Origin of the sequence: Candidatus Planktophila limnetica, from assembly GCF_002288365.1 — a bacterium.
Taxonomy (GTDB): Bacteria; Actinomycetota; Actinomycetes; order Nanopelagicales; family Nanopelagicaceae; genus Planktophila; species Planktophila limnetica.
The window spans coordinates 1,033,534-1,055,842 of record NZ_CP016782.1; the positions used below are offsets into that span (position 1 = coordinate 1,033,534).

Annotated in this window: 20 protein-coding genes and 1 tRNA gene; 8 read left to right on the forward strand and 13 right to left on the reverse strand. The window is 46.0% G+C overall.

All coding sequences use genetic code 11. The annotated features are described in order from the left end of the window. Positions 1-20: 20 nt before the first annotated feature. Positions 21-1,736, reverse strand: a complete 1,716-nt coding sequence (leuA, locus tag PHILAsVB114_RS05420) for a 2-isopropylmalate synthase (protein ID WP_095698358.1) — start codon at positions 1,734-1,736, stop codon at positions 21-23. 180 nt (positions 1,737-1,916) lie between these two features. On the opposite strand from leuA, the gene PHILAsVB114_RS05425 reads away from it, so the two are divergent. Both PHILAsVB114_RS05425 and PHILAsVB114_RS05430 read left to right on the forward strand, forming a co-directional pair. Then, positions 1,917-2,372, forward strand: a complete 456-nt coding sequence (locus PHILAsVB114_RS05425; RefSeq protein WP_095698359.1) for a DinB family protein — start codon at positions 1,917-1,919, stop codon at positions 2,370-2,372. Between the two features lie 160 nt (positions 2,373-2,532). Beyond that, positions 2,533-2,606, forward strand: a tRNA-Ala gene (locus tag PHILAsVB114_RS05430). Positions 2,607-2,703: 97 nt separating this feature from the next. Here the strand turns inward: PHILAsVB114_RS05430 and heR are convergent. The 3 genes from heR to PHILAsVB114_RS05445 form a co-directional block, all read right to left on the reverse strand. Continuing rightward, entirely contained in the window at positions 2,704-3,468 is a 765-nt protein-coding gene (gene heR, locus PHILAsVB114_RS05435) for a heliorhodopsin HeR (protein ID WP_095698360.1), read from the reverse strand. Positions 3,469-3,493: 25 nt separating this feature from the next. Beyond that, a complete protein-coding gene (locus tag PHILAsVB114_RS05440) occupies positions 3,494-4,786 on the reverse strand; it encodes a glutamine synthetase family protein (RefSeq protein WP_095698686.1) in 1,293 nt (430 codons plus the stop codon). Positions 4,787-4,847: 61 nt separating this feature from the next. Further along, the gene (locus PHILAsVB114_RS05445) at positions 4,848-6,509 is read right to left on the reverse strand and encodes an NAD+ synthase (protein ID WP_095698361.1); all 1,662 of its coding nucleotides are present in this window, start codon (positions 6,507-6,509) and stop codon (positions 4,848-4,850) included. Between the two features lie 77 nt (positions 6,510-6,586). Here PHILAsVB114_RS05445 and panB point away from each other — a divergent pair, with 77 nt between their 5' ends. The 3 genes from panB (at position 6,587) to PHILAsVB114_RS05460 (ending at position 9,235) form a co-directional block, all read left to right on the forward strand. After that, the gene (gene panB, locus PHILAsVB114_RS05450) at positions 6,587-7,399 is read left to right on the forward strand and encodes a 3-methyl-2-oxobutanoate hydroxymethyltransferase (protein ID WP_095698362.1); all 813 of its coding nucleotides are present in this window, start codon (positions 6,587-6,589) and stop codon (positions 7,397-7,399) included. 9 nt (positions 7,400-7,408) lie between these two features. Next, positions 7,409-8,689, forward strand: coding sequence for an MFS transporter (locus tag PHILAsVB114_RS05455; RefSeq protein ID WP_095698363.1), 1,281 nt, complete (start codon positions 7,409-7,411; stop codon positions 8,687-8,689). 198 nt (positions 8,690-8,887) lie between these two features. Continuing rightward, positions 8,888-9,235: a hypothetical protein gene (locus PHILAsVB114_RS05460; protein WP_095698364.1), complete on the forward strand. Its 348-nt coding sequence runs from the start codon at positions 8,888-8,890 to the stop codon at positions 9,233-9,235. A gap of 59 nt (positions 9,236-9,294) precedes the next feature. Here PHILAsVB114_RS05460 and PHILAsVB114_RS05465 read toward each other — a convergent pair whose 3' ends face one another. Continuing rightward, positions 9,295-9,774, reverse strand: a complete 480-nt coding sequence (locus PHILAsVB114_RS05465) for a MarR family winged helix-turn-helix transcriptional regulator (protein WP_095698365.1) — start codon at positions 9,772-9,774, stop codon at positions 9,295-9,297. Between the two features lie 64 nt (positions 9,775-9,838). Between PHILAsVB114_RS05465 and PHILAsVB114_RS05470 the strand changes: the two genes are divergently transcribed. Further along, on the forward strand, positions 9,839-11,797 hold the full coding sequence (locus PHILAsVB114_RS05470; RefSeq protein WP_095698366.1) for a M13 family metallopeptidase: 1,959 nt from the start codon (positions 9,839-9,841) through the stop codon (positions 11,795-11,797). 14 nt (positions 11,798-11,811) lie between these two features. Here the strand turns inward: PHILAsVB114_RS05470 and PHILAsVB114_RS05475 are convergent, their stop codons facing one another. The 5 genes from PHILAsVB114_RS05475 to PHILAsVB114_RS05495 form a co-directional block, all read right to left on the reverse strand. Then, positions 11,812-12,783 (reverse strand): ABC transporter ATP-binding protein, encoded by a 972-nt coding sequence (locus PHILAsVB114_RS05475; RefSeq protein ID WP_095698367.1) that lies wholly within the window; start codon positions 12,781-12,783, stop codon positions 11,812-11,814. Further along, entirely contained in the window at positions 12,783-13,817 is a 1,035-nt protein-coding gene (locus PHILAsVB114_RS05480) for an ABC transporter ATP-binding protein (protein ID WP_095698368.1), read from the reverse strand. Before PHILAsVB114_RS05480 ends, PHILAsVB114_RS05475 begins: the two co-directional genes overlap by 1 nt. Next, on the reverse strand, positions 13,817-14,809 hold the full coding sequence (locus tag PHILAsVB114_RS05485; protein WP_095698369.1) for an ABC transporter permease: 993 nt from the start codon (positions 14,807-14,809) through the stop codon (positions 13,817-13,819). Before PHILAsVB114_RS05485 ends, PHILAsVB114_RS05480 begins: the two co-directional genes overlap by 1 nt. Positions 14,810-14,915: 106 nt before the next feature. Next, complete coding sequence (locus tag PHILAsVB114_RS05490; protein ID WP_095698370.1) at positions 14,916-16,670, reverse strand: ABC transporter substrate-binding protein; 1,755 nt, start codon at positions 16,668-16,670, stop codon at positions 14,916-14,918. Between the two features lie 101 nt (positions 16,671-16,771). Beyond that, on the reverse strand, positions 16,772-17,740 hold the full coding sequence (locus PHILAsVB114_RS05495) for an ABC transporter permease (RefSeq protein WP_095698371.1): 969 nt from the start codon (positions 17,738-17,740) through the stop codon (positions 16,772-16,774). 74 nt (positions 17,741-17,814) lie between these two features. On the opposite strand from PHILAsVB114_RS05495, the gene PHILAsVB114_RS05500 reads away from it, so the two are divergent. Continuing rightward, positions 17,815-18,360, forward strand: a complete 546-nt coding sequence (locus tag PHILAsVB114_RS05500) for a hypothetical protein (RefSeq protein WP_095698372.1) — start codon at positions 17,815-17,817, stop codon at positions 18,358-18,360. Here the strand turns inward: PHILAsVB114_RS05500 and PHILAsVB114_RS05505 are convergent. Both PHILAsVB114_RS05505 and PHILAsVB114_RS05510 read right to left on the reverse strand, forming a co-directional pair. Further along, complete coding sequence (locus PHILAsVB114_RS05505; RefSeq protein ID WP_095698373.1) at positions 18,357-19,598, reverse strand: MFS transporter; 1,242 nt, start codon at positions 19,596-19,598, stop codon at positions 18,357-18,359. The genes PHILAsVB114_RS05500 and PHILAsVB114_RS05505 overlap by 4 nt on opposite strands. Continuing rightward, the gene (locus PHILAsVB114_RS05510) at positions 19,599-20,465 is read right to left on the reverse strand and encodes an alpha/beta fold hydrolase (RefSeq protein WP_095698374.1); all 867 of its coding nucleotides are present in this window, start codon (positions 20,463-20,465) and stop codon (positions 19,599-19,601) included. Between the two features lie 34 nt (positions 20,466-20,499). On the opposite strand from PHILAsVB114_RS05510, the gene tgt reads away from it, so the two are divergent. Then, positions 20,500-21,753, forward strand: coding sequence for a tRNA guanosine(34) transglycosylase Tgt (gene tgt / locus PHILAsVB114_RS05515; RefSeq protein ID WP_095698687.1), 1,254 nt, complete (start codon positions 20,500-20,502; stop codon positions 21,751-21,753). Here the strand turns inward: tgt and PHILAsVB114_RS05520 are convergent. Further along, positions 21,743-22,294 carry a GNAT family N-acetyltransferase gene (locus PHILAsVB114_RS05520; protein WP_095698375.1) on the reverse strand — a complete coding sequence of 184 codons (552 nt, stop codon included), beginning with the start codon at positions 22,292-22,294 and terminating at the stop codon, positions 21,743-21,745. The genes tgt and PHILAsVB114_RS05520 overlap by 11 nt on opposite strands. Positions 22,295-22,309: the final 15 nt, after the last annotated feature.

Below are 22,309 nucleotides of genomic sequence, written 5' to 3' on the forward strand. Positions count from 1 at the left end.
GGCAAAGGTACTGGTGGCAACTATCTAATTGCGCGATTTATTGCAGACACGACGGCCTTAAGGGAGGCAGTCGTGGTGTTTGGATCAATTCCAACGCCCCAGAAGGTTTCGCCATTAATCGAGCACTCAAGGTATGCAGCAGCAGATGCATCACCGCCGGCTGAAAGTGCATGCTCGAAATAATCTAAAACTTTCACATCGACGCCATATGCCTGCAAGATGTTACAAAATGCTGCAATAGGACCATTGCCTGTGCCAGCTAGTTTTTTAGCATCGCCGCGATCAAGAAGTGTTACTTCTAGATTCACATCTTCATCTAGAACAGATGTCTGTGAAAGACCCTTTAATCTAAAGCGTCCCCACGGTGCATCTTGTGTTGGCAAGTACTCATCTTCAAACACATTCCATAACTCATCGGCTGTGACTTCTCCGCCTTGTTCATCTGTCATTGCCTGAACAACTCGGCTAAATTCAATCTGCAAACGACGTGGAAGATCTAGATGGTGTTCGTTTTTCATCATGTATGCAACGCCGCCCTTGCCTGATTGCGAATTCACGCGAATCACAGCTTCATATGAGCGACCAATATCTTTTGGATCAATCGGTAAATACGGAACAGCCCATGTGAATTCATCAACGTGCTTTCTGGCAGCCTTTGCATCACGCTCTAGATGCTCGAAACCTTTTTTAATTGCATCTTGGTGTGAACCAGAAAACGCAGTAAATACAAGGTCGCCGCCGTATGGATGGCGCTCTGGCACACGTAGTTGATTGGCATATTCAACTGTGCGACGAACCTCATCAATATCGGTGAAATCAATCATCGGATCAATTCCGTGACTTACTAAGTTAAGTCCAAGAGTCACAAGACAAACATTTCCGGTGCGTTCGCCATTGCCAAAGAGAGTTCCTTCAATGCGATCAGCACCTGCTAAGTAACCAAGTTCTGCGGCCGCAACGCCAGTGCCACGATCATTATGTGGGTGCAGCGAAACAATAACGTTCTCACGATTGTTAAGGTTTCGACACATCCACTCAATTGAATCGGCATAAATATTTGGAGTCGCCATCTCAACTGTTGCAGGCAAATTCATGATTGTCTTCCACTGCGCAGTTGGCTTCCAGATGTCATTAACCGCGTTACAGACTTCTACAGCAAACTCTAATTCGGTGCCTGTGTATGACTCAGGTGAATACTCAAATGAGACCTTGGTCTCTGGCAAAGTCTTGACAAGATCTAGACACATTTGTGCGCCATCTGTTGCAATCTTTTTAATGCCCTCTTTATCAAGGCCAAAAACAACTCGACGTTGCAATGTGGAAGTGGAGTTATATAGGTGAACGATCACTTGCTTGGCACCCTTTATAGATTCAAATGTTCGCTCGATCAGCGGTTGGCGAGCTTGAGTAAGAACCTGAATGATGACGTCATCAGGGATTAAGCCCTCTTGGATAATCTTTCGAACGAAGTCAAAATCTGTCTGGCTAGCACTTGGAAAACCAACTTCAATTTCCTTGTAACCCATTGCAACTAGGAGTTTGAACATCGCTAATTTACGCGGTGTATCCATCGGATCAATTAGTGCTTGATTGCCATCTCGTAAATCAACTGAACACCACTTGGGCGCCTTCGTCATCTTCTTTTCTGGCCATGTGCGATCGTGTAGATCAACAGGTATAAATGATGAGTAACGATGCGCACGCATCGATGATGGTTTTTGTTCTGGGAAATTCATTTTAAAACTCCTTATTAGTTACGGGATTTGTCAGGTTTAGCCGGCGCGACAAACCCCGCGGCGAGGGGACCGACTTACTTGGCCCCGCCACGGCAGCGAAGGAGGAGGCTGCGATGTGTCATGTGTAAATGGTAACCCCACCGCGTGATTTCAAGCAAGTAAAGTTCTAAACTCACGCGTATGGCCAACTTCGAAACGCAACTAATTGCCCTTATAGATTCTGCCAAAGAAATTTGTGACGTCGCAGAAAAATCAGGACGTGGTGATCAATTCAATGGTTCTGATTGGACCCCTGCAATTATTTTGGGACACCTAGTCGATGTTGATAAGCAAGTATGGATGGCTCGTTTTGATTTGATGCGGCAAGCACAGATATCTGGAGCACCAATCCCGCGATTGCAATGGTGGGAACCAGATGCAGTTGTGACTGCAGAAAAATACTCAACACAGAGCTTTGCAGAGGCGCGTACTAAATTGCTAGCAAGCAGAGAAAATATGGTTTCTTACTTAAAAAACCTCAGCCTTCAAGAGCGCGCTGCTGCTGCGCAACACCGCACCTTTGGTTCGATCACAATTGAATCAATGCTCCAAGTGCTTTTAGATCACGATAAAGAGCATCAAGCATCTCTTTTGTAACTCTGAGTAACTTTCAAATGTGCAATACTTCTGCAATCTTCTGATTGGCACTAAACAGGGCATGCCTCACTTCGCGTGTGGGATGTCCTGTTTTATTTATCCACAGTATTTTTCTTTTAATTTTTTCGGCCCTGGCACTTAGAGACCATTCCCTCACGATGTTGATGTGGTGTAACGGATAGCACATCCGTTTTTGCCAATCAGAAGGTGCGGGTTCGCATCCCGTCATCAGCTTAGTAGTCTCACAATTGCATTCTGGTTTTTGGCAAGAACCAAAAAGTTATGCAAAATGAGCAAGGGCCTTGAGGAAACTCAGGGCCCTTTTTAATGCCTACGTAGGAATAAGGGTGTTGGCAAAGATTTGCCATGCAAGTGCTGATTTAGCAATGAGTGAGAGCGTGATGTAGGTGCGCTCTCCACGCATGTAATCAGACCACTTACCAACTTTTTTATACTGCAAAAATTGCACGAGTGCGAATGAGTTAAAGAACAAGAAAATTGTAAGAACAATGACATAGACAAATGCAGGCGCCTTCGCATCACTTGGGCCACCGATTGCAAATACGTGAAAGAGCAGTGCAATCCAAGGAACGATTCCCGTAATGCAACCAAAGATGAATGGAAGCCATCCGCCGTTGCCTGGTTGCTCGTATTTCTCTTGAAGCCATCCGAATAAAATCATTGACGCGTTAACGCCAAAGATTGAGATGATCGCTGAAATTTCTGAGACACCAGTTACTTGTGCAATCAAAACAATCATCACTGATGAGCTGATGGAGTACTCAACCCAACGGAAGTAATTGCGCTTTTGTGCAAGACCGGCTGAATATCGTGGAAAGAACTTTGGGCTAGCAACAATGAAGTGAGCAAGTGCTGAAAGGCCTAAGAAGATACCGACAGTTAAGCCAATAGGAGTGTCAAAGAGAACAACAGGTTCGGCATAGGTTGATCCTGGAGGACCAGACATATATTTTGCTGTGATTGGTAATGAAAAATCACTGCTGAGTGCAAGGACTGCAATCATCTGCAGTAGGTGGAAAATTCCGGCGATGATGTTTGTGCGACGTAAACCTGCTGATGTGATCTCTTTGCTCATGGGGGCAAATTTATCCCACCAACTGCTAAAGAACTGGGATATACCTATCTAACTCAAAGGCACTTACCTGGCGGCGATACTCCTGCCACTCAGCACGCTTATTTCGAAGCACATATTCAAATACATGCGCGCCTAGCGTTTCGCGAACCAGCTCGCTCTTTTCCATGGCAGAAATTGCTTCATCCAAGTTTGTTGGCAGGGTCTGCAAATCATTAGATGCAGAAAGTTCGTACTTATTTTCTATTCCCTTTAAGCCAGCAGCAATCATGACGGCGTATGCAAGGTATGGATTACACGCAGAATCTGGTGATCTAAATTCAATGCGTGTGGAGTTTTCTTTTCCTGGTTTATACATCGGCAAACGCACGAGTGCGCCGCGATCACTTGGTCCCCAGTTAACTAGTGCTGGTGCTTCTCCGCCACCATGTAGCCGTTTGTATGAATTAACCCATTGATTTGTCACAGCAGTAATTTCAGCGGCGTGAGTCAAGATGCCTGCAATAAATGAGCGACCAATTTTGGATAAATTAAACTCAGCCTTTGGATCATAAAAAGCGTTCTCTTCGCCTTTAAATAATGAGACGTGCGTGTGCATTCCACTGCCCGGATGATCTGTAAATGGCTTTGGCATAAAGGATGCGTAGAAGCCTTGATCTAGGGCAACTTCTTTAATCACGTGACGAAATGTCATGATGTTATCTGCAGTGCTTAACGCATCAGCATCGCGCAAATCAATTTCTTGTTGTCCTGGTCCACCTTCGTGGTGGCTAAATTCAACAGATATTCCCATTGCTTCCAGCAAGGTAATTGCTTGGCGTCTAAAGTCATGGCCAACAACAGATGGGGTGTGATCGAAATATCCGCCTTGATCAACTGGCACTGGTACTTCGCCTTTTTCAGGACGTGCTTTGAATAAGAAGAATTCAATTTCTGGATGGGTGTAACAGGTGTAACCCATCTGTGCTGCTTTATTGAGTGTGCGACGTAGAACATTTCGTGGGTCTGCAGGAGATGGAGAACCATCTGGCATCGTGATGTCACAGAACATGCGCGCAGCGCCCGGGGCTTCTGTACGCCATGGCAAGATTGAAAATGTTGCAGGATCTGGCTTTGCCAACATATCTGATTCAGTAACACGAGCAAATCCTTCGATAGCAGAACCATCAAAGCCAATGCCTTCTGCAAATGCATTTTCTAATTCAGCAGGTGCGATTGCAACAGATTTTAGAAAGCCCAAAACATCGGTAAACCACAAACGCACAAATCGGATATTGCGTTCTTCAAGAGTGCGACTAACAAACTCTTGCTGCTTGGACATTTCTTGTTCTGGGGCCATGGCCAGATACTGCCAAAGCCGCGTTACGGCTGTGTTACGAAAATTAAGCTTCGCTCCAGCGTGAAGTCATGGGCAAGCGGCGATCTTTACCGAAGGCACGGACTGAAACCTTGGTGCCAGGTGGATATTGGCGACGTTTGTATTCAGCCTTATCCACCATTGCAATAACGCGCATTACAAGTGCGCTATCAAAACCGGCGGCAATTAGCGCAGCCGATCCTTGATCACCATCGACGTAACGAGTGAGTAGTTGATCTAATAACTCATACTCAGGCAATGAATCAGAGTCTTTTTGATCAGGGCGTAATTCGGCGCTCGGTTCTTTTTCAATCGAGCGCTGCGGAATTGGTGCAACTTCGCCGCGAGCAGTGGCTTGAGCATTACGCCATGTGGCCAGTGCCCAGACATCAGTTTTATAAATATCTTTAATAGGTGCAAAGCCGCCGACGGCGTCGCCATACAAAGTGGAGTATCCGACTGCGAGCTCTGATTTATTTCCTGTAGCAAGTACAAGGTGGCCTTCTTGATTTGAAATCCCCATCAGCGTCGTTCCGCGCACGCGGGCCTGAATGTTTTCAGCAGCCACTGCTTTTAGGGTGATGGATTGCATAAAGGATTGCACCATTGGCTCTATCTCAACGTTTCTAAAGTGAATGCCGGTATTGGCTGCAAATGCTGTCGCATCTTCAACTGAGTGATCGGAAGAATACTTACTCGGCATTGCAACACCATTGACGCACTTGGCGCCCAATGCATCAACTGCAATTGCTGCAACCAGGGCTGAATCAATTCCACCAGATAGGCCAACGACTACGGATCTAAATTTGTTTTTGGCGACATAGTCGCGAAGACCCATGACAAGTGCGTTCCAGATTTCTTCGTTATCACTCATCCGCGCAGCAACTGCTGGTGGCAGAGAATCAGATGCCTCAACGCCACTTTCTGAAATCACAACATCGGGTGTGGATGTCTGCGTGGCAGAATCAATATCGACTACCAATAGTTGGTCTTGAAATTGTGCGGCTCTAGAAATAACTACGCCTCTTGCATCAACGACAATGGTGTCGCCATCGAATACCAAATCATCTTGGCCGCCGGTCATATTCACATATGCCAAAGGCGCACCTATTTCCTTGGCACGCTTTTGAACAAGGGCTAATCGCACATCATCTTTATTGCGTTCATACGGAGAACCATTTGGAACAAGGACTAGACCAGGTTTTCTGGCAGCAAGATCTGCCAATGAGTGCCAGATATCTTCACAGATTGCGATACCTATATCTACGCCTTTGACTCGAATAACTAGCGTTGAATCCCCTGGCACAAAGTTTCGGAACTCATCAAAGACGCCATAGTTTGGCAAGTGACGCTTTGTATAAGTAGCTGCGATTTTTGAGCCGTAGATGATGGCCACGTTATTTTGTGGCGCCCCTGTTGTTGATTCATCGAGATAGCCCACCACTGAGACGATCGATGGATTTAGAGAAGTAACTAGTTGAGCCAGCGCTTTTTTGCTTGCACTTCTAAATGATGCGCGCATTGCAAGGTCTTCAACGGGATAGCCAGTTAAAACCATCTCTGGAAAAACAATGACATCGGCGGCAGCTTTTTTTGCCTGATCTGTGTATTCGCTTATGAGCGCAGCATTGCCTTCTAGATCACCAACTGTTGGGTTGATCTGTGCCAGTGCTACGCGCAACTTCATACGTTAAGCCTACTTCTAGTACCCTTGGGGATGTACCCAGGGACTTCACTTGAAGCCTTGAGGCTGGAGGTCTTTACATGTCATCCCTATATGGCGGAGCTACGCATCGTCGCGTAACCATTGCCGATTTAGCCGATGCTAAAGCGCGCGGTGAAAAATGGCCGATGCTCACATCCTATGAAGAGATGACCGCATCCATCTTCGATGAAGCCGGTATCCCTGTTTTATTAGTGGGTGATAGCGCTGGCAATAATTTCTTAGGTTTAGAAAACACAATCCCTGTGACAGTCGATGAAATGATTCCCTTAGTTCGAGCAGTTGTTCGCGGATCAGAGCGAGCAATGGTTGTTGCTGATTTGCCATTTGGGTCCTATGAACAATCCCCCGAACAAGCACTTGCCACATCGACTCGATTCTTTAAAGAATCTGGTGCGATGGCGGTCAAGATTGAAGGGGCGCGAATTTCAACTGTTGAAAAATTAGTTGCCACCGGAATTCCGGTGATGGGCCACCTTGGTTTTACCCCACAATCTCTTCACCAATTAAGTGGATATAAAGTCCAGGGCAGAACCGATGGTGATTCGATTTTTGAAGCAGCCCTCGCCCTTGAAAAGGCTGGAGTCTTTGCAATCGTCCTTGAATTAGTCCCAGCCGAATTAGCGGCTCGAATTACTAAGGCTTTGGCTATTCCAACTGTTGGAATCGGAGCCGGCGTTGATTGCGATTCACAAGTTTTGGTCTGGACAGATTTGATGGGCATAACAAAGAACCCACCTAAGTTGGCTAAGGCTTATCGCAATCTGCGCACCGAAATGCTCGATGCTACAAAGGAGTGGGCGGTGGATGTGGCGGGATCACGTTTTCCTGGCGCCGAACAATCCTTTAAGTAATATCGCCTCGTGAGTAAATTCGCGATTGATATAACGCCTTTAAAGAAATACCCCGACTTTCGAAACTTATGGGCATCAGGGCTGATCTCTTACCTGGGTTCGATGGTCACATATGTCGCAATTCCCTTTCAGATTAAGGAACTGACCAACTCATACGTTGCAGTCGGCATCGTTGGCGCCATTGAAATCATTCCGCTGATTGTCTTTGGCCTCTATGGCGGAGTTTTAGCGGACTATGTGGACCGCAAGAAAATGATCTGGGCAACAGAGGCTGCAGCCCTTGTTATATCGGGGATTCTCTTACTTAATGCGATGAGCTCAGAGCCCAAGGTCTGGGTTATTTATTTGATGGCTGGATTGTTTGCATCCGTTGATGGATTACAGCGACCAAGTGCTGATGCGATTTTGCCACGCATCGTAGGTCATGCAGATTTACCAGCGGCCAGTGCACTCATGAGTCTTCGTTGGCAGTTGGGCGTGATCATTGGGCCAACAATTGGTGGCATTGTTATTTCAACTGTCTCTATATCTGCTGGATATGGTTTTGATGTTTTCACTTTTCTTATCTCATTGATTTTTCTGGCAAAAGTCGGATCTGTGCCTAGCCACCCAGAGGCGCAAAAGCCATCTCTGCGTGGTTTATTAGATGGAATCAAATATGCACGTAGTCGTCAGGATTTAACTGGCACATACCTCATAGATTTGGCAGCAATGTTTTTTGCCATGCCAACTGCGCTCTATCCGTTCTGGGCTGACCAACTTGGTGCGCCTTGGGCACTTGGATTTTTATATGCAGCAGTAACTGTGGGTTCAGTTGTCGTCACATTAACTAGTGGATGGATTAAGACGTATCGATTCCATGGTCGCGCCATCATTTGGGCAGCAATTGGTTGGGGCGCAGCCATCGCAATGGCAGGAATTTCTAACTCCCTGATTCTGGTGCTCTTGTTTTTGGCAATCGCAGGGGGCGCCGACATGATCAGTGCGCTATTTCGCGGAACGATCTGGAACCAAACCATCCCGGATAATCTTCGGGGCCGATTAGCCGGCATCGAATTGATTTCGTACTCCATTGGACCATTGGCCGGACAACTTCGCGCCGCTTCAATGGCTGCAGCTACCAGTCTTACCTTTTCGGTAACTGCTGGAGGTCTCATCTGTGTATTTATGGTTGCCTTACTGGCGAGTTTTTTGCCGAAATTGAGAAAATATGACGCCGAAACGAACGAATTCGCAGTTGAAATGCGAAAAATTCGCCAAATGGAGCAAAAAAAGCGCGATGAAAAGTAATTTCGGCGAAAAATTGGCCGATTTTTTTAATTTCTACATGCATTTTTTTACCGAAATGCACAAAATTATTAAAAAATAAATTTGCGACACGCACTATCTTTTTTCTCTTATTAACTAGCATTACGGCGCAATTCCCGTCACACTTATCCACGAACAGGTTTGGGTGACGGATCCGAACCATTCCGAATGGAGATATACGTGGCTGCAGCTAAGAAATCTGCTCCAAAGCGTCGTCGCAAGAAGGCCGCTGCTAAATCAGCAGCACCAAAGCGTCGTCGTAAGAAGGCTGCTACATCAGCAGCACCAAAGCGTCGTCGTAAGAAGGCTGCTGCAAAGAAGGCAGCTCCAAAGCGTCGTCGTAAGAAGGCAGCTGCTAAGAAAGCAGCTCCAAAGCGTCGTCGTAAGAAGGCAGCTGCTAAGAAAGCAGCTCCAAAGCGTCGTCGTAAGAAGGCAGCTGCTAAGAAAGCAGCTCCAAAGCGTCGTCGTAAGAAGGCAGCTGCTGGTGCAGCTCCAAAGCGCCGCCGTCGCAAGAAGGCAGCAAAGTAAGCATTTCGCTTATTAAAAAAGCCCGCCACGAAAGTGGCGGGCTTTTTTGCTTTTAATAACTAATCTATTTCTTTATCAGATTCCCTAAGGGATTTACTTACCCTTGCAAATATCTCAGCAAGTGCAACTTGATCAGCCTTTGTTAGGTGATCTACAAATCGAGTGCGCACACTGACCACATGATCTGGGGCTGCGGCCACAATTGCTTTCAATCCCTTAGGTGTCATTACTGCAAAATATCCACGTTTATCAATTGGGCAGGATTCACGCTTTACCCACCCAGCTTTTTCCATCACCTTCATTCGATGAGAAAGTCTGGAGCGAGATAACATCGCAACATCTGCTAATTCACTCATGCGCATTCTGCGATCTGGGGCGTCACTGAGTTGGGCCAAGATTTCATAATCAGCCATCGACACATCGTGTGGCTCAAGGTCTGAATCAAGTGCTTCCAGTAATCGCCGGCTGGCAACAATGTATTGGCGCCAAGCCTTCATCTCAGATGGATTGAGCCATTTAGGTGTTGTAGCGTCTGCCATAGAGGCAATGGTATGCGAGAAGTTGAACCTTCAACTACTTCAAATAAGCGGGGGAATACAGCCAATGGTTTTAAAAAGCGGCATTGATCTTTCACATATCGATCTCACATTCGCCCCAGGCGATGACCTCTATCGCTATCTCAACGGTGGTTGGCTCAAATCCCATCAAATCCCGGCAGATCGAGCATCCGATGGCGTTGCATACGCCCTTCACGATGAAGCAGAAGCACAGGTGCGCGAAATCATCGAAGGAGCACATCGCAATAAAGATGGTGGAGCAGAAGCCCAAAAAATTGGCGATCTCTATCTCTCATTTATGGACACCGACGCGATTGAAAAACTCGGCACATCTCCCCTGGCTGCAGACCTTGCATCCATCGATGCGATAACAAATAAATCAGATTTCATCTCCACGATGTCTCGTCTTGAGATGAAGGGCGTCGGTGGAATATTCGGCGCAGCCATATACACAGATGCCATGGATTCAGAGACGAACATTATTTATTTAGGACAGGGTGGTTTGTCTTTACCTGATGAGTCCTATTACCGCGAAGAGCAATACGCACCGATTCGCGAAGCCTTCTTAGAACACGTGGCAAAGATGTTTGCTCTAGCCGGCATCTCAGCAAGCACCGCCGACGTGGCTTGCATCCTGGCACTTGAAACATCCATTGCAGCATGTCATTGGGATCAAGTTCGCGATCGCGATGCAACTCTTACCTATAACAAACACAGCCGCAGCGAATTAGAAAAATTAGCGCCGGCAATAGATTTCCCACTCTGGATTAAATCAGGTGAAGTTCCAACCAAAGCATTTGAATCAGTCATTGTTCGCGAACCTGATTTCTTCTCCGGTGTTTCAGCGCTGCTTGAAAAATTTGACCGCAACGCATGGGTACTTTGGCTTAAGTGGCAGTTGATTTCTGGCTCTGCGGCCTATCTAAACGATGCACTTGTGCAACAAAACTTTGCTTTCTATGGCACGACTTTGTCTGGTACTCCACAAATTCGCGAGCGCTGGAAACGTGCAGTTTCATTGGTCGAAGGCTCACTCGGTGAAGCAGTTGGTCGCATCTATGTTGATCGCCATTTTCCACCTGCTGCAAAAGCTGCCATGAACGAACTCGTTGCAAATCTGATTGAGGCCTATCGCATCAGCATAAGTGAGTTGTCATGGATGAGCGCTGAGACAAAGGCCAAGGCCTTTGAAAAACTGACTAAGTTCACTCCCAAGATTGGCTATCCAGATAAGTGGCGCGACTACTCATCACTGCAGATTTCAGCAGATGATCTCTTTGGCAATCTCGGTCGCATCTCAGCATTTGCCCGTGATTACGAATTAGCAAAAATCGGTGCACCCGTGGATCGCAGCGAGTGGTACATGACCCCACAAACGGTGAACGCCTATTACAACCCAGGTATGAATGAGATTGTCTTTCCAGCAGCTATTTTGCAGCCGCCTTTTTTTGATATCGATGCCGACCCAGCCGTTAATTACGGTGGAATCGGCGCCGTTATTGGCCACGAAATCGGCCACGGCTTTGATGACCAAGGCTCTAAATATGATGGCGATGGAAACATGGTTGATTGGTGGACCCAATCAGATCGCGATGAATTTGAAGTGCGCGCTAATGCATTAATCGCACAATTTGATGCACTCTCCCCTGAAGAAACCCCTGACATCACCGTTAATGGCGCTTTGACAGTGGGAGAAAACATTGGAGACCTCGGTGGTTTAAGCATCGCTTATAAGGCGTATTTGCTGGCTTTAAAGGGTGCACCAGCACCCGTTATCGATGGTTTAACAGGTGAGCAACGCTTCTTCCTTGCCTGGGCACAAGCATGGCGCGGCAAGGTGCGCCCTGAAGAACTTCGTCGCCGAATAGCCACAGATCCGCACTCACCCTATGAGTTTCGATGCAATGCCATCGTTAGAAATATTGATGAGTTTTATACAGCCTTTGATGTCAATGAAAAGCACACACTCTGGATGAGAGAGTCAGAGCGCGTTCGTATTTGGTAGTTATTCAGGCCAGACTATTCGGGAAAGTGACAAGCGACCTGGGTTGCACCGAGTTGTAGTAATTGTGGAACTTCAGTGCGGCACTTGTCTTGCGCTTTCCAGCAGCGAGTATTGAAAACACAACCAGTTGGTGGATTAATTGGGCTGGGCAAATCACCAGATAAAATAATGCGCTCGCGAGATTTCTCAGAACGTGGATCTGGTTGAGGAACTGCAGAGAGCAACGCCTTTGTATATGGGTGATGTGGCAGCTGATAAAGATCTGCAGTGGGTCCAATTTCCATTACCTTGCCCAGATACATAACTGCCACGCGATCAGAAATATGTTGCACGACAGATAGATCGTGGGCAATGAAAACAATGCTGATGCCATCTTCTCGCTGCAAGTCATCGAGTAAATTAATGACCTGTGCCTGAATAGAAACATCGAGTGCACTTACTGGTTCATCGGCGACAATAAAACGTGGCTTGAGCGCGATAGCGCGGGCAATACCGATGCGCTGGCGCTGTCCGCCAGAGAACTCGTGCGGATAACGGTTGTAGTGCTCAGGGTTTAGGCCCACGCGCTCCATAAGAGTTTGCACAGCGTTTTTCACACCGCCTGAGGGATCAACTTTTTGAATCTCAAAGGGTGCAGAAATTATCTTGCCAATAGTTTGGCGGGGGTTAAGGGCTGAATACGGGTCTTGGAAAATGATCTGCATCTGTGCGCGAAGAGATGTCATTTTATGGTGCTTAAATTTTGTGATGTCTTGGCCTTCAAAGACGATGCTGCCTGAAGTTGGCTCTGTTAACTTTAAAATTGTGCGGCCAGCAGTTGTCTTGCCACAACCAGATTCGCCAACTAATCCCAGAGTTTCACCGGCGCGCAAATCAAATGAGATTCCATCTACTGCTTTGACCACAGATTTCTTGCGATCCTTAGATCTCTTAACAGGAAAGTGTTTAGTCAGGTTAGTGATGCTCAAAATGGTCTCATTACTCATTAGCGCACCTCCTTCATTGCATCGGCAAAGGATGCTTGACGCTTTGACTCATCGATATGACATCGTGAGGTGTGGGAGGCAGATGCGCCGACCAAATCTGGCATCACAGTTGCACATGCATGGCTATCTGCAAATTTGATGTATTCACACCGTGGTGCAAAGGCGCACCCTGCCGGCAAACTAATAAGAGATGGAGGCTGTCCTGGAATCGCTTTGAGGCGCTCAGATCCAGTTACTGAAATGCGTGGAACTGATTTTAAAAGACCGAGATTATATGGATGCATTGGGTTATAGAAAATGTCATCGACTGCGCCTTGTTCCACAATTCTTCCTGCATACATCACATTTACTTTTTCAGAGACTTGAGCAACAACACCTAAGTCGTGAGTAATGAGCAAAATTCCCATGTTGAACTCTTTTTGAAGTGAAGCAAGAAGAGTCAAAATCTGTGCTTGCACCGTTACATCCAACGCCGTCGTTGGTTCATCAGCAATAAGCATCTTTGGCGAATTCATTAGCGCCATTGCAATCATCACGCGCTGGCGCATACCGCCAGAGAATTGATGCGGAAACTCTTTTGCACGTTGCGCGGGTTCTGAAATTCCAACTAGGTCAAGCATTTCAATAGCGCGAGATATCGCTTCCTTTTTCTTGCCAGGGTTATGAACTAAATAGGCTTCTGCCAGCTGCGCTCCGATTTTGTAATACGGATGAAGAGCCGACATTGGATCTTGAAAAATCATTGCAACGCTTCGACCGCGCATGCTGCGAATCTCTTCTTCACTGGCTGAAATAACATCTAAGAAGCCACCTTCATGGGCAACGCTGATGGACCCACTCATCTGGGCAGAACCTTTTTTGTGTAATCCCATTACTGAAAGACTTGTCACTGTTTTTCCTGAGCCAGATTCGCCCACGATGGCAACTGTTTCTCCTTGAGAAACGCTCAGTGATACCCCATCGACTGCGCGAACTAAACCATCATCTGTTGGGAAAGCAACGTGGAGGTCTTTAATTCTTAATAATTCAGACATTACATTCTCACCCGCGGATCAAGGACTGCATAGAGCATGTCCACGATTAAGTTCATGACGATTACAACCACTGCTGCCAAAATTGTGGTGGCAAGTACAACAGGTAAATCAAATTCATAGACTGAACGCAGAGTCAGTCGAGCTAGCCCTGGCAAATTAAAAATAGTTTCGGTAATGATTGCTCCACCGATAAGTCCGGCAAAGTCCAAGCCAGCCAAGGTGATGATGGGTGCAAGTACTGCGCGCAATGTGTGCTTGAAAAGAACTGTGCGCTCTTTAACGCCTTTTGCTCGCGCGGTGCGAATGTAATCCTCACCCAGAGTATCTAGCACTGCAGCCCGGGTAAATCGTGTGTAGAGGGCGGCATATGCAATTGCCAGAGTTATCCACGGCAAGATGAAATACATAAACCATCGCCCCGGGCTATCTAAAACAGAGACATAACCATCGAGTGACATTGGAACAATCTTCCACTTAATGGAGACCCAAATAAGTAGAGCCAAACCAGTTACGAAGGTGGGAAGAGATGTTCCCAAGAGCACAAATACTGAGCTAGTTGTGTCAGGCCATCTACTCTTAAACTTTGCCGCAAGAACGCCAAGTGAGATTCCAATAAGTAACCATAAAACTAAAGCGCCGACAGCTAAATTTAATGTAACTGGTAGAGACTCTTTGATCATGTCTGTAACGCATGCGTTTTCATTAAATGAATAGCCAAAAGCCGGAGCCGGGCAACTAAAGGCGGCTTGGCCGCTTCCATATGTGCGACCAACAAAAATTCCCGATAGAAAGAGCCAATACTGCTCATAAATTGGTTTATCAAAACCTAGTTTTATTCTGTTGCCCTCAATGATTTGAGGTGTGCAACGCTGTCCGCATGTAAGAGCTGCGGGATCAAATGGTAAAACGGAGAAGATCGCAAAAACCACAGCCGAAACTGCCAAGATTGTCAGGACGGCAAAGAAAAAACGCCGACCAATAAATCTATACATTTTCTAATCCCCTAAAAAAATTAATGAATGAATTTCAAGTAAATGCCCCTGAGGCTTTTGCAAACCTCAGGGGCACTGTACTTCAATACGTTCGACTAGATATGGATTACTTCTTTACCCAAATCTTGCCGTATGCAGGGTTACCTTGTGGAACCCAGAAGAAGACGCCACCGAGGCCTGAACCCCAGACTTCTTGTGCCTTACCAAACACTGTTGGCAATACCCAGAAGTTCTTCATAGCTTCTTTATCTAGTGCTTTCCACATTACTGCCTGCTTCTTACGATCTGTTGTCTTCATTGCGATGTTTACCTTGTCTTCAAATGCCTTGTATGCAGGATCATTTGAGTTTTGTGACAAGTTAAATCCACCGAATGAAGCGAAGAGTTCAGGGATAACTGTTGAGGCGTTAGCCCAGTCTGCTCCCCAACCAGAACCTGACATGTCACTCTGCTTTGCAGGGTTCATGACAGTTGAGTAATAACCAGCGCTGATGATGTTGAACTTCACCTTGATTCCAACACGAGCATAAGCAGCCTCGTTAATTGGAATTGTGTCATTCAGTGTTGAAGATTGACGAGCGTCAATCACAATGCCATCTTCAGTTGCCTTCTTGTAATCAGCAGGACACTTAGTCTTTGCTGTTTCAAGAAGTGCCTTTGCCTTAGGAATGTTTCCTTCTGGCATGAAGTCCGCACTTCCTGGGCCAACGACCTTAGTTGGCTCGTAGTCAGTTGCAACCAATGGGCTAATTACGCCAGTTGCATATGAACCTGCATAAGTAGGTCCACCTGAATAGTCAAGAAGTGCCTTTGCATTACGTGCGTAATACATAGCTGCACGAACTTCTAGACATGGCATCTTGGCTAAGTTAAATGCAACGTAGTTTGCATAAGGATCAGAGTTATTCATACGACGGTTCTTGTATGTGTTATCTGTGAAGAACTTATCCCTGTTTGTTGGAAGTGGGCCATTGAAGTTAATTGCATTTGGCTGTGAATCTTCAAGGAAGATCTGATCTTGTACTTCTTCATCTAAACCAAACTTGATAACAACCTTGTCTGGATAAGGAGTACGAACAGGATCTGATGCCTTTGACCAATACTTGTTACGGATTAATACAAGCTCTGTCTTGTTATTACGAGAGATCTTGTATGGACCTGTTGCCTGTGGCAGTAGGTCATACGCATCACCTGTATCAAGCTTTGCCTGTACTGGAGAAATTGTTCCGTAAGTTCCCAAGTAGTTAAAGTCAGCTACTGACTTATTCAAATTAAACGTAATTGTGCGGTTGTCCTTTGAACAAGAAACAGCCTTCTTAAATGCTGCTAGTCCTGCTGGTGTGTTCTTGTAAGGACCTGTGAAGATTGAATTTCCATCTGCATCTTTTGGAATATCAAGCCATGAGAGCAAGTAGGCAGGACCATCAGTGATGACATCAGTTGCGAATACGCGTGATGTTCCGTACTGAACGTGCTCACATGTAATTGCTGTTCCGTCTTCAAACTTAGTACCTGGACGCAGCGTGAACTTCCATGTCTTTGCGCTGTTGCTTGGAATACCAGTATTTGTTGCTAAGTCAGGAACGATGTTCGCACCTGCTTCACCAGGAACTGGAGCGTATGCAACGAGTGTGCGTGTGTGGAAAGAGTTCATAAACGCTAAGTCGCGTCCTGTGTAAATACGGCTTGGATCTAAGTGATCAAGACGTGGTTCGTGCTCAAGAAGAACAAGTGTTCCTCCAGTGCGTGGAGTTTCTGCGGCGTTTGCTACTTGTGATCCTGCAACAAGTGCTGCAGAGATAACTAGTGAGCTAGCGGCAGTTACAACTACGACGCGGCGAAGAGCGGAGATGCTGCTCATTCATGGTCCTTTCAGTTGGTGGGCGCGGGCTGCCCTGAGCGCACAGTCAAGCAGAAAGTGTCCGAAATGTGAATAAGAGGTGAACTCAGGAAGGGGTGACGTTAGCGGTCTGCGCGTGGATCGAGCGCATCTCGCAGCGCATCGCCCACCAAGTTAAAGGCTAGGACCACAAGGACTAGTGATCCCGCAGTAATTAAGAAAAAGCTCGGCATCACGGTGACGTAACGGGATGCATTTGAAAGCAAGATTCCCCATGTTGATGCAGGTGGTTGAACACCTAAACCAAGGAATGAAAATACTGCTTCAGCGGCTAAATATCCTGGCAACGAGAGTGAAACAACAACAATGACAGGTGCCCACACATTTGGTAATAACTCTTTAAGAATAACTCGTGATCGTTTTGCTCCCATTGCTTCGGCGGCGGTGACAAAATCTCTTTCACGCAAACTAAGTATTTGTGAACGAATTAATCTAGAAAATCCTGGCCATCCAAAGAAGGATAAAAAGAAGACTAGAAATAGAACACGTGCAGAGTTTCCTTGAGCGATTCCGGCGCCTTCGATGCGCTTTACCATTGGCTCACTCAACGCAACAATCATAAAAAATGCTGGGAAGGCAAGAATAAAATCTGTAAAGCGACCAAGAGTGCTATCTACACGACCCCTGAAGTATCCCCCGATGATTCCCACAAACAAACCAATTGTTAAACTTGTAAAAGTTGTGAGAATTGCAACCATAAATGAAATGCGTGAGCCATAGAGTAATTGCGCAAGCAGGTCGCGCCCTGTGCCAGGAATAAGTCCGAGTGGGTGATCAAGGCTGATGCCACCATTGGGCAGATCAGGAATACCGCTTCTATCGAGAACTTCAAGATTTAATGTATTGGGATCAATGCCTAATATTTTGCAGACAATGGGGGCAAATAATGAGAGTGAGAGCAAAGCGATGCTTACGGCGGCAGCGCTCATTCCCACTTTATTGCGCTTAAAGCGCATCCATGCAATTTGGCGCGGACTGCGGCCTTGGATTGAACCATCGCTTTCACGGGTTGTTTCAACGGTGGTTGTCATGGCGCTTACTCTATACTTTCAGGCATAAGAGTTACACCTTGGGTAAGGATTTACTTGCCCCGATGGAGGGTTACATGTTCACACGCACTAGCCACAAAGTTACTGCTGCACTCACAGCCACACTTCTTGCCCTTGCCTTGAGCGCATGCGGTGGAGGAACTGAAGCAGATACAACAACAGCAGCCGAAGGCGAAGCACTCGTGAACGCAGTTGAAGAAGAGGCACAAGCAAAAGGTGCATTTGATACAGCAGTTGTAACTCCAGATAAAAACTCTTTCACCGTGACATCACCTGCAAAATTCACACCAGGAAAATTTGCGGCCGGTCAGTTGCCAGGACAAATTAATCAACGATTTAACATCACAGTAAGCAATGGATCAGCTGCAGATCTTGATCTTGCAACATTAATTATTAAAGGAACAACTACGGCTGGTGCTTGTGTAGACATTTTTGATGGCGATGCCAAAATGGATGGTGCACCACAAACTCCACTTGCAGCCGGTGCATCGATTTCATTTGCATGGGGCATTTCTTGTCCAGGAGCCCCAGGAGATGAACTCACTGTTGTGCTGACAAATAACGCAGTCAACGTCGTTGAAGCAACGGGCAAACTCGCTTAATTACTCTGTTTTGTTGCCATCTTCTTTAATTTAAAGAACAGCGGCAGCGGCAAAAGTGCTCCAATAAGCATTGTAAATATCCACGCGCTTTCAAGGCCCGCACCAAGCATGGGGCCACTAATTGCTGGTCCAATGACACCCGAGACTCCCCATTGCAATCCAGTCAGTGCGTTAGTGCGCCCGCGAATATGTTCAGGTGATAACTCATTGGCAAGTGCTGGAAGCGTTGGCGACCAAATCATTTCACCAAATGCAAAGACCACTTGGCTTATACATAACATTATTGCGCCAGCAATTATTGGTAAGAGCGGAGATATTCCAACGACGCCCCACGATATTGACCAAATAATTCCAACCGCGATGAGTGCTTTATATTTTGATTCGCGACTGAGTCTGCGCAAAACTGCTGGCTGGAATAAAACAATAGAGATCGTATTTGCGGCATAAAAAATACCGAGCCACTTAGGTGATAACCCTAAGTACTGCGTTGCATAAATTGGGAGTCCCGCTTGCAAACTGGCATACCCAAAAATCAAGAGAATCAATCCAGAAATGCTTAGTAGAACTATTTTCTTGTTTTCCCAGACATCTTTATAGCTTCCACCCTTTGGTTCGTGTGCTTCGGGTATGTACTTTCCAATAAGTGGGGTTCGAATAAGTAAAATGACGACCAAGAAGAGCAGGAATGTAAATGAATCAATGATGTACATAATCTGAAATGAACGCAGGGATCCTTCAGTAATTACTAGGGATGCAAATATTCCCCCTAGGCCAATTCCAAGATTGAGCAGCATGAAATTTAGGCCAAAGATATTCTGCCGATCTTTGACTTCGGTTAATCGCGTCAGCATCACATTTATCGGCGGCCAGATAAATGCTGCGCCAACAGATTGAATACTCATAACCACAATGGCATCGCGGTGAGTCTGCACAAATGCCCAACCGCCAGTGCCAATAGATTCGGCAACAATTCCAACGATTATTACCTTCTTTGGCCCGATGCGATCTATCAAAGCACCGACTGGTCCCCCGATAAGTAGAGATACCGCAGCACCGAAAGAGAGTAAGAACCCACCAAAAGTATTTGTGAAGCCACGCATGTCATGCAAATAAACCAACAAGAGTGAGAGAGTCATACCGGTTCCGATAGCGCTGAGCAGCACTCCTAAAACCATTTTCTTAGAGTGTGGGTTCAGGATTGCGTAATACTCACGAGCTATTTCTGAGTTTAAAATCATTTAGGCAAGCAGCGCCTTTGCTTGTGCAAATACTTTGTCTGTGTAATCAACAAGCAATGTGACATGGCCTTGTCCAGGGATAAATGTTAGTTCGGCGGTTGATATATGTTTTTTTAGCCAATGTGAGTGTGCGTGAGGCACCATAAAATCTTGATCGCCTTGCCAGATTTTTACTGGCTTATTAATTGATGAAAGATCAAATCCCCATGGTTTAGTAAAAGCAACATCATCATCTACCCAACCATCAAAGCTGACTGCAAGTCCTGATCTAATTGCCGCAGCAATAACATCTGCAAAAGAACCTTCCATTGATTTCTTGTCAGTTTCGCTAATTAGCCCACCAAATGCTTCGCGGATTTCTGCGCCACCGGCAGATTTAAATGCTGATGCGTTATCAATAAACCACTGCTGAATGACATCTTCACCTTGTAGTGATGCACCGAATTCATCATAGTTTTCTTGTGCCATACCCTCTAGAAAATCTAAATCTTCAACGCCGTATGCGCCCACACCAGCTAATGTAATTGCGCCAACATTGCTATCTAATAATGTGTTTGCAAGTGCATGTGGGCCACCGCCAGACCAACCAATTGCTACGAATTTTTCAATACCTTTAGACTCCAAAACTTCAGATATATCTTTATTGACGCTAACAATGCTGCGGCCATAATCGCGATCGCTCGTGCCATATCCCGCACGGCTATATGAAATAGCGCGAATGCCCGCATCTGCTGCATATGTAAACCACTGGCTCCACAGTGATGCACTAGCCGGTGTTCCATGATGAAAAACGATGGCACGGGTGCTATCAACGCCGTTATCTAGTACTTCAAGTTCTCGGCCAGATCTAAGTTTGAATTGAGGCATTTTCTTAGCCTACATCTCTGCCACAATGTGGCGCATGGGCCAAGGAACTAATTTGGGTTTTGGATTTGAAATAAAGGCGCGCGATGAGGGTTCACTCGCTCGTGTTGGAAGCATTTCTACTCCACATGGTCAGATACAAACTCCAGCATTTATTCCAGTAGGCACAAAAGCCACAGTTAAATCAGTTTTACCTGAATCAATGCAAGATTTGGGTGCGCAAGCACTCTTAGCAAATGCATATCACCTCTATCTACAACCAGGACCAGAGATTCTCGATGAAGCAGGTGGCTTGGCCAAGTTTATGAATTGGCCGGGTCCGACAATTACCGATAGCGGTGGTTTTCAGGTTCTATCCCTTGGAGTCGGTTTCAAAAAAGTATTGGCGATGGATGCAAAGACCTTTCGATCCGATGAAGTAATTGCAGGAAACAAAGAGCGCTTAGCCCACGTCGATGATGAAGGTGTGACATTTAAATCTCATCTAGATGGATCAATGCACCGATTTACTCCAGAGATATCGATGCAAGTGCAACATCAAATCGGTGCTGACATCATGTTTGCATTCGATGAATGCACAACGCTTCATAACACCCGTCGCTATCAAGAAGTTGCAATGCAGCGCACATATAACTGGGGATTGCGTTGTCTAGATGAGCACAAACGCCTGACTGATTTGCGAGCAGATAAGCCATACCAAGCACTCTTTGGTGTTATTCAAGGTGCGCAGTACGAAGACTTGCGAAAGAAAGCTGCTACTGATTTTGGTGCCATGTCATCATCTGATATTTCATACGATGGATTTGGTATCGGCGGAGCACTGGATAAAGATTCACTCGGCACAATTGTGAAGTGGGTTAATGAAGTTTTGCCGCAAGAAAAACCAAAGCACTTGCTCGGTATTGGCGCCCCTGAAGATCTCTTTGTTGGCGTTGAAAATGGCATAGATACCTTCGATTGCGTACTTGCCTCACGTATCGCTCGCACAAGTGCGGTCTACACAATGGAGGGCAGATTTAATCTTTCTAACGCTGTATATAAGCGAGATTTCAACCCGATAGATGACGAGTGTGATTGCTACACCTGCACGCATTACACACGAGCATATTTACACCATGTCTTCCGCGGTAAAGAGATTATCGCAGCCACTTTGGCCACAATTCATAATGAGCGTTATATCGTTCGTTTAGTTGATCAGATGCGTCAAGCGTTACTAGATGGAAATTTTCAAGACATGAAGGCAGATTATTTAGGACGCTACAAACACAAATCGGGACAATCTAACGATTAAGAAATTTCTTGCGATACGCATCTGCTGACATTTCATAAATACTCTCTGGTCCATCTACTTCATCTATTTGCTCGCCCATGAAATCAAAACCAAATGAATTAATCAGAGCAATTGATGCAGTATTTGTTGGGCTAACTGTGTAACGCAAAGTTTTCACTCCAGGCTCTGTTACAACCCATCCCCACATGCCTTGCAGTATTTCTCTGCCAAAACCTTGGCGTGCATATGCCGCTTCGACTCCTAAGCCAATTTCCATCATTCCATTGGCATCAGGTGCTCCATGAAAACTCGTACTTCCAATAACTTCCTGCGTGCTTCGCAGAACAGCCCAGCGCACAAACCACTTATTGACTTCAGGATTTTTTTTCACTTGGGGAACTCTCCACGCAAGCGGACCTTGAAAATCAATTAAGACTCGAAGTGGATTTGTAAATGCTTTGCCTGAAAGTGCTTGCCTGTCATTGCGATTCTCAAAGAGATTGATTAAATCAGCAGCCTCGATGTGGTGTAGATCAAGGCGTTCGGTTTGAATCAAATTCACATGGTAAGTATTTCA

What these genes read in the sequence shown, in the direction of transcription:
- PHILAsVB114_RS05490 (WP_095698370.1), bottom strand. Translation starts at nt 16,670, where the DNA reads ATGAGCAGCATCTCCGCTCTTCGCCGCGTCGTAGTTGTAACTGCCGCT.
- PHILAsVB114_RS05475 (WP_095698367.1), bottom strand. Translation starts at nt 12,783, where the DNA reads ATGAGTAATGAGACCATTTTGAGCATCACTAACCTGACTAAACACTTT.
- PHILAsVB114_RS05470 (WP_095698366.1), top strand. Translation starts at nt 9,839, where the DNA reads ATGGTTTTAAAAAGCGGCATTGATCTTTCACATATCGATCTCACATTC.
- PHILAsVB114_RS05485 (WP_095698369.1), bottom strand. Translation starts at nt 14,809, where the DNA reads ATGTATAGATTTATTGGTCGGCGTTTTTTCTTTGCCGTCCTGACAATC.
- PHILAsVB114_RS05510 (WP_095698374.1), bottom strand. Translation starts at nt 20,465, where the DNA reads ATGCCTCAATTCAAACTTAGATCTGGCCGAGAACTTGAAGTACTAGAT.
- tgt (WP_095698687.1), top strand. Translation starts at nt 20,500, where the DNA reads ATGGGCCAAGGAACTAATTTGGGTTTTGGATTTGAAATAAAGGCGCGC.
- PHILAsVB114_RS05440 (WP_095698686.1), bottom strand. Translation starts at nt 4,786, where the DNA reads ATGTCCAAGCAGCAAGAGTTTGTTAGTCGCACTCTTGAAGAACGCAAT.
- PHILAsVB114_RS05495 (WP_095698371.1), bottom strand. Translation starts at nt 17,740, where the DNA reads ATGACAACCACCGTTGAAACAACCCGTGAAAGCGATGGTTCAATCCAA.
- PHILAsVB114_RS05480 (WP_095698368.1), bottom strand. Translation starts at nt 13,817, where the DNA reads ATGTCTGAATTATTAAGAATTAAAGACCTCCACGTTGCTTTCCCAACA.
- leuA (WP_095698358.1), bottom strand. Translation starts at nt 1,736, where the DNA reads ATGAATTTCCCAGAACAAAAACCATCATCGATGCGTGCGCATCGTTAC.
- PHILAsVB114_RS05465 (WP_095698365.1), bottom strand. Translation starts at nt 9,774, where the DNA reads ATGGCAGACGCTACAACACCTAAATGGCTCAATCCATCTGAGATGAAG.
- panB (WP_095698362.1), top strand. Translation starts at nt 6,587, where the DNA reads ATGTCATCCCTATATGGCGGAGCTACGCATCGTCGCGTAACCATTGCC.
- PHILAsVB114_RS05425 (WP_095698359.1), top strand. Translation starts at nt 1,917, where the DNA reads ATGGCCAACTTCGAAACGCAACTAATTGCCCTTATAGATTCTGCCAAA.
- PHILAsVB114_RS05445 (WP_095698361.1), bottom strand. Translation starts at nt 6,509, where the DNA reads ATGAAGTTGCGCGTAGCACTGGCACAGATCAACCCAACAGTTGGTGAT.
- heR (WP_095698360.1), bottom strand. Translation starts at nt 3,468, where the DNA reads ATGAGCAAAGAGATCACATCAGCAGGTTTACGTCGCACAAACATCATC.
- PHILAsVB114_RS05500 (WP_095698372.1), top strand. Translation starts at nt 17,815, where the DNA reads ATGTTCACACGCACTAGCCACAAAGTTACTGCTGCACTCACAGCCACA.
- PHILAsVB114_RS05505 (WP_095698373.1), bottom strand. Translation starts at nt 19,598, where the DNA reads ATGATTTTAAACTCAGAAATAGCTCGTGAGTATTACGCAATCCTGAAC.